The organism is Moorella mulderi DSM 14980 (genome assembly GCF_001594015.1).
Taxonomy (GTDB): Bacteria; Bacillota; DSM-521; order Neomoorellales; family Neomoorellaceae; genus Neomoorella; species Neomoorella mulderi.
On record NZ_LTBC01000071.1, the window covers coordinates 1 to 517 of the forward strand.

Annotated in this window: 1 protein-coding gene; it reads right to left on the bottom strand. The window is 49.3% G+C overall.

Features of this window, described 5'->3' with window-relative positions; genetic code table 11:
- On the bottom strand, positions 1–500 hold a 500-nt coding region (locus MOMUL_RS15310), incomplete at its 3' end, for a DUF1847 domain-containing protein (RefSeq protein ID WP_153018473.1).
- Positions 501–517: the final 17 nt, after the last annotated feature.

Below are 517 nucleotides of genomic sequence, written 5' to 3' on the forward strand. Positions count from 1 at the left end.
AAGGTATCGTGCCCTACACACAGGCAGACAATCACGTTCAAATCGGTCCCGGCCGCATTTAAAAGCTTGGCCTGGCCTATGGGATTGCACATGGGTTCATAAGAACCAGAGTGCACTTTTTCTTCGTTGGTAATACCCAATTCTTCTTTAGGCACCGACCCTGTTTTGCATATAACCGAGTATACCTCAAAGCCGTTACTTTGAAAGACGGCTGCAATGCGTTTGGCTTCTTCTCTTACGCCCGCACAAAAAGCCAGTCCTAACTTACGAAAACCTGCCCGCCGGGAAAACTCCATGATTTCTTCCAACCGTGTCCAGACGCCGTAGCCGGCAGCCTCAGTCCGAGCGGCGTTCAAGGCAATATTATTTATCTCCGGCTTTTTGTATTCAGCCCTGGCTTCCTGGTAAATGGCTTCGTTCTCCTGCATGGGACAATTAGCCGGTAATCGCTCCAGTTTCCCCGTCCTACAGGCATAAACTCCACATTGAGCACAGCGCATTATTTAATAAGCCTCCT